General features: G+C 56.9%; 3 protein-coding genes and 1 pseudogene. All 4 read left to right on the top strand.

What is annotated here, in order from left to right; all coding sequences use genetic code 11:
• Window positions 1-954: 954 nt before the first annotated feature.
• Window positions 955-2,466 (top strand): tyrosinase family protein, encoded by a 1,512-nt coding sequence (locus CO655_RS32745; protein ID WP_097667953.1) that lies wholly within the window; start codon window positions 955-957, stop codon window positions 2,464-2,466.
• A 31-nt stretch (window positions 2,467-2,497) separates the two neighbouring features.
• Window positions 2,498-2,953: a hypothetical protein gene (locus CO655_RS32740; protein ID WP_097667952.1), complete on the top strand. Its 456-nt coding sequence runs from the start codon at window positions 2,498-2,500 to the stop codon at window positions 2,951-2,953.
• A 479-nt stretch (window positions 2,954-3,432) separates the two neighbouring features.
• Window positions 3,433-4,962, top strand: coding sequence for a hypothetical protein (locus CO655_RS32735; protein WP_097667954.1), 1,530 nt, complete (start codon window positions 3,433-3,435; stop codon window positions 4,960-4,962).
• Between the two features lie 65 nt (window positions 4,963-5,027).
• Window positions 5,028-5,224 (top strand): annotated as a pseudogene (locus CO655_RS34640) (IS21 family transposase); the annotation flags it as partial.
• Between the last annotated feature and the right edge of the window lie 205 nt (window positions 5,225-5,429).

Genomic DNA, 5,429 nt, shown 5'->3' with positions numbered 1-5,429 from the left:
GCTCGAACAGAATGACGAATGGGCCGTCCAGCGTGCCGGGTATCTGACACTTGAGACCATTGGCCCAAATGAGCGATGATCCCCAAATCAGCCTGCCCGCTGTGATGTCGGGTCAGGAAACGAGCGGGACAGCAGGCTAATACACTGCCCGAATTGCCCCGTGTGGACGGCAAGCGTCAAGCCTTGATGCCAAATTCAAACGGATATGAGTGGGGCTCCGCAGCTGCGGCGAGGTCTCAATAGGGTCCGACAGTAAGCCCGAATGAGTGGGCACAATGGGACTGAAAGTGGGATCACTTGGTGAGCCCGTTGTGCCCGCGCGGAGATCCCGCCGCTATTCTCGCAAATGTCGGACAGCCGCCGCCCTTTGTCGCATTTGTCGAGATCACGACAATCGGTTTGTCCCGCTCTGCTCTAAGCACCCGTCAAGCCACGAAGTGGTGCCTGCTTCGCAGTTTTGAATTTGAGAGCGAGCGGGCTACGGCTCCGTCATTGCTGGGGGTCCGATAGCGAAAGCCTGTTCGAGATGCGTGCTTCTCTATCGTCGCACAGGGCGTTTTCAGCATCTTGGGCCCTCTCACCGGTCTGAACAACTGTTTCAGCTTGATCATTTGAGGTTTTCGCAACCGAACGTGCTTGCCGTGGCTGGTCGGCAAGCCGTCGCTCGAACGATCATGGAATGCGATACTAAGTTTTCCGGAATCTGGATTTCAACTGGAATGCAGGAATACGATCGGTAGTAGCGTTTTTAGCTCGCATTTTACGCTGCATTTTCGAGTGGCACGTCGCTTGCTTCATTTCTCGTGCCGCCGATTCACCGAAACTCAGAAAGAGCCAACGCAAGCTCTATGGTGGTGCGAATTGCCCACTGCTCCCGCGCCCAGACGGCGCGGAACCGGCCTAAAAGCGGCATTAATCTTGGCGAAGGACAATTCAAATCCAAGGGAGAGTAAGATGAGCATCACACGCAGACATGTCATCGTTCAGGGTGGCGTCATTGCAGCAGGCTTGCTCGCCAGCGGCCTACCGGGGACAAAAGCCTTCGCGCAGATACCGTCAATCCCTTGGCGGCGCTCACTGCAGGGCTTGGCCTGGAACGACCCGATCATCGAGACCTATCGCGACGCAGTGCGACTTCTCAACGCCCTTCCCGCCAGCGACAAATTCAACTGGGTCAACCTCTCGAAAATTCACGGCAGCGGTGACGTCGTCAAATACTGCCCGCATGGCAACTGGTATTTCCTGCCGTGGCACAGGGCCTATACGGCTATGTACGAGCGTATCGTTCGGCACGTGACCAAGAACAACGATTTCGCTATGCCCTTCTGGGACTGGACCGACAATCCGTACCTGCCCGAAGTGTTCACAATGCAAAAGACGCCCGACGGCAAGGACAATCCACTTTATGTTTCGTCGCGCACCTGGCCAATCACGCAGCCGATGCCGGACAATATAGTTGGGCCACAGGTTCTCAACACCATCCTAACGGCGAAGCCATACGAGGTCTTCGGCACCACCCGCCCCGAGGGACAGAACTCACTCGATCCTTCCTGGGTCACCACCAGCAGCGGCACGCAGGGGACGCTGGAATACACACCGCACAATCAGGTGCACAACAATATCGGTGGCTGGATGCCGGAAATGTCGTCGCCCCGCGATCCGATCTTCTTCATGCATCATTGCAACATCGACCGCATCTGGGCGACGTGGAATTTGCGCAACGCCAACAGCACGGATCGGCTCTGGGCCGACATGCCGTTCACCGACAATTTCTACGATGTCGACGGCAACTTCTGGTCCCCGAAGGTCTCCGACCTTTATGTTCCAGAGGAACTCGGATACAGTTATGGTTTCCGAACCTACTTCAAGGTCGCGGCGGCGAGCGCCAAAACGCTGGCCCTGAACGATAAACTCACGTCCGTGATCGCAGCGACGGCGACCGATGCTGCAATCGCCGGCGTGACGACCACCTCCACGGACAACAGCAAGGCGGCAACGGAAAACGTGCCGCTTTCGCTGCCGATCAAGATCCCGGCGGGCGCATTGCAGGAGATCGTCCGCCAACCGCCTCTGCCATCCGGCATGGATACAATGGATTTCGGCGCGGCACAGGAGCAGGCGGCCTCCGCTCCTCGTGTGCTGGCATTCCTGCGCGATGTCGAGATCACCAGTGCCAGCACGACCAGCGTTCGGGTGTTTCTCGGCAAGAACGACCTCAAGGCCGATACGCCCGTCACCGATCCCCATTACGTCGGTTCTTTCGCCGTTCTCGGTCATGACGGCGACCATCATCGCAAACCATCCTTCGTCCTCGATCTGACGGACGCGATCCAGCGGGTGTACGGCGGAAGGGGGCAGACGGATGGCGAGGCCATCGACCTGCAGCTCATTCCTGTCGGATCGGGAGCGGGCAAACCCGGCGCCGTAGAGCCCGCAAAGCTAGAAATAGCCATAGTGTCCGCCTAACATCCGGACTGGGTGGGTTGTGGAGAAATCGATGCGCTATCATCGTTGGGTGCTTATCGCTATTCGTGCGGCGGCATTATCGATGCTGCGCATCGTCAGCCCGGTTCAAGCTAACGAGAGCGACATGCGGGCAACGACCAGTAAGCCCGCGACGATAACCATATCGAGCAGAGCAGTCCACTCATCGGCTGATACCAGTGCGCGGGTTGTCCTTACTGTCACTGGTTATGAACCGTCGACTTCAGGACCAGTGACGACGGTCGTTTCGCTTGACTGCGGCATTAACGTTCGCGAGATTGGTAGGTTTGGCATTTTTCCGAACAAGGCGTTTTCGGTATTGGACGGGGCGAAGCCTCAACGATTTGGGTTTCCCTTGCCCGATGACCCGTCTTGCCGTCAGCCACAGACCGTCATTATCCGGCTGGAGCCTCAAACAGGCGGCGGTTCGGGCGCCAGCATCACTATCAGCGACGCAAGCATCGAATAGATTGGCAGTCGGGGCCGATTTGCCGCTAGCTCCAGAACCCTGTCGGCAATGAAAGTCCGCCGGATAAAATAGAGGGTTTTGATAGGTTGTTGTGACAAAGGTCCAACGCGCAGCGCCTATCGTGGTCAACAGTTTACAGTCTTGCCGCTGCATTCGGCGACTGATGGTCGTCTGCAAGCAGGCAAAGGTTTTTGGCCGACCCGAGACTAGGCTCAAGATTAGGTCGCTCTTAAAGGCATTGAACCAACGACGCGTTCCTAGATCAGTAAAGTGACTCTTCAACCACTTCAGATGCTTGCGCGGAGTCTGTCTGAAAGCTGCATTGACTTCGCACGCGATCCAAAACCGATTCAGACTGCGCGTTCAATTTAAAACTGAAAATTAGACGTGTGCTGTTAATGGCACTGGATTTGCTAGGACACGGGCGTGCGGCCATAGGTATCGCTTCCATTCGTGATAAGAAGGCGCGGAGGTTAGTCTTGAAACGAAGAGATTTTTCGACTGTTGGGCTCACTGCTCTTCTCGCCGGGATGATATTCCCGGCTTTTCCCAGCACCGGATTCAGTGAGCAGCGGAAGCCGTCCATCCCCGCACTCCCTAATCAGCGGAAACTTTGGAGTTGGATCAAAAGGCTCAACAGCTTCGGCCCCCGATTGACCGGCAGCCCGGCCCAAGCACGGGCAATCGATTATCTTGCTGGTGAGTTGAGAGGGATGGGCCTTGAGGTGAAGCGCGATCAACTCACGATGCGCCGGTGGATGCCACGAACCACCGCGTTCAAACTGTCAAATGGTGATGTAATTGAGGTAGCGGCGCCGTTCCCATATTCCGGGCTTACACCTCCCGGCGGTATCTCGGGTAAGATGGTTCTTTTCAACGGTCGGGTTCAGGCGTTTGAGAAAGCCCGCGGCAAAATTGCGGTGGTGACGGTAAAGCGTCGGGATCTGGCGGCATTCCTCGAACTGGTGACCAATCGACGCGGCAGCCTGCCGGAAGGCATCGACTTTCCCAAATCCGTGACCACGCCGCTTATCACCGGTTTGCTTGGCGTACCGATCGACAAGGCGCGTGAAGCAGGGGTTTTAGCCGTCGTTTGCATTTTCGAAGGCGTCTCGGAAGCGCAGTTGAAAGGGCAGGTGCTGCCGTTCACCACACCGTATTGGGGCTTACCTGCAATATGGGTGGCGCAATCTGAAGGAGAGCGGGTCAAAGCCGCGATCAAGCACGGTCTGAGCGGTCGCCTGACCTTGGATGGCACGTTGGAAGACGTCGCGACCGATACGATTTATGCGGTTTTGCCGGGCAGCAACCTGCTTGAGACAATCATCATCAACACCCACACCGATGGACCTAATGCGTGCGAAGAGAACGGCGGTGCTGGGATACTCGCTCTGGCGCATTATTTCTCCTCGCTACCGAAATCTGCCCGCAACCGAAGCCTCGTCTTCGTACTCGTCACGGGTCATTTCCAGCTTCCCCAGTTCGGCCGCCACGGAAATCAGGCGACGGCGACCTGGCTCGAAATGCATCCAGAATTGTGGGACGGCAAACCCGGCCATGCTAAAGCCGTTGCAGGAGCTACGATTGAGCATCTTGGATGTACCGAGTGGCGAGATGACTTTGCAAAAGGGCACCCCGCCCCCACCGGGAAGCCGGAACTCGATTTGATCTATACCAGTAATAAGTCGATGAGTGACGTGTATATCGCTGCCGCACGCGGGCGCAAAAAGGTACGCGCGCTGATAGTCGCCCCAGCGGCGGCGCAGGTGATGTTGGGCGAAGGCCAGCCATTATACGCATCGGGAATTCCGACGATATCAAGCTGTCCGATACCTGACTATCTTTGCCAGGTCTTGCCGGGTGGAGGCTTGGACCGGCTCGACCCTGATTACGCCTTTCAGCAAGTGGAAACCTTTGCCCGCACAGTCGACTTGCTCGACAGGATGCCGCGTGGTGAGATCGGAATCGTTCCGTTTAACCTGTCCACTGTTCTCGGTGATCTGCTGTAAACCTGACCAACGCTAACGCCAGCGAAAATGGCGGTGTCACGCGATCGGCACTTTAACGGGAGCCGAGGATCATCTGGCTGTTCACGATAGTGCCGGGTCATAGCCGTCTCATCTGGGCACGCTTCGTCATGCATCAGATGACCGGCCTGCGTTTCCACATCGCGGCCTTCGAGGCTGTCGGCGGCGCTCCGCGGGAGTGCTTTGCGACCGGATGAAGACTGCCGTCATCGGTGAGCGTCAGACAGAAGGCATCGTCTATAACCGTGCCACCACCAGCTTTGGCCCCACCACCAAAGCCACGCGGACGGCCGCCGAAACATCCTAATTGGTGGAATCCCACACCGCAGGCGAATCCATCACCTCCTGTCCTCCGATAGTCTTCAACGAGCTGGGAGAAACTGCTGATCCAGGCTGAATGAAGACTTTGTGTGTAAGCGGTGACGTGAGGCCGTTACTTCTTGAAGTTC

It is taken from the genome of Rhizobium sp. M1 (assembly GCF_002531805.1).
In the GTDB taxonomy this organism is placed as follows: Bacteria; Pseudomonadota; Alphaproteobacteria; order Rhizobiales; family Rhizobiaceae; genus Rhizobium; species Rhizobium etli_C.
The sequence above is the reverse complement of the archived record's forward strand: the minus strand, read 5'-3'. Positions and strand labels throughout refer to the sequence as shown.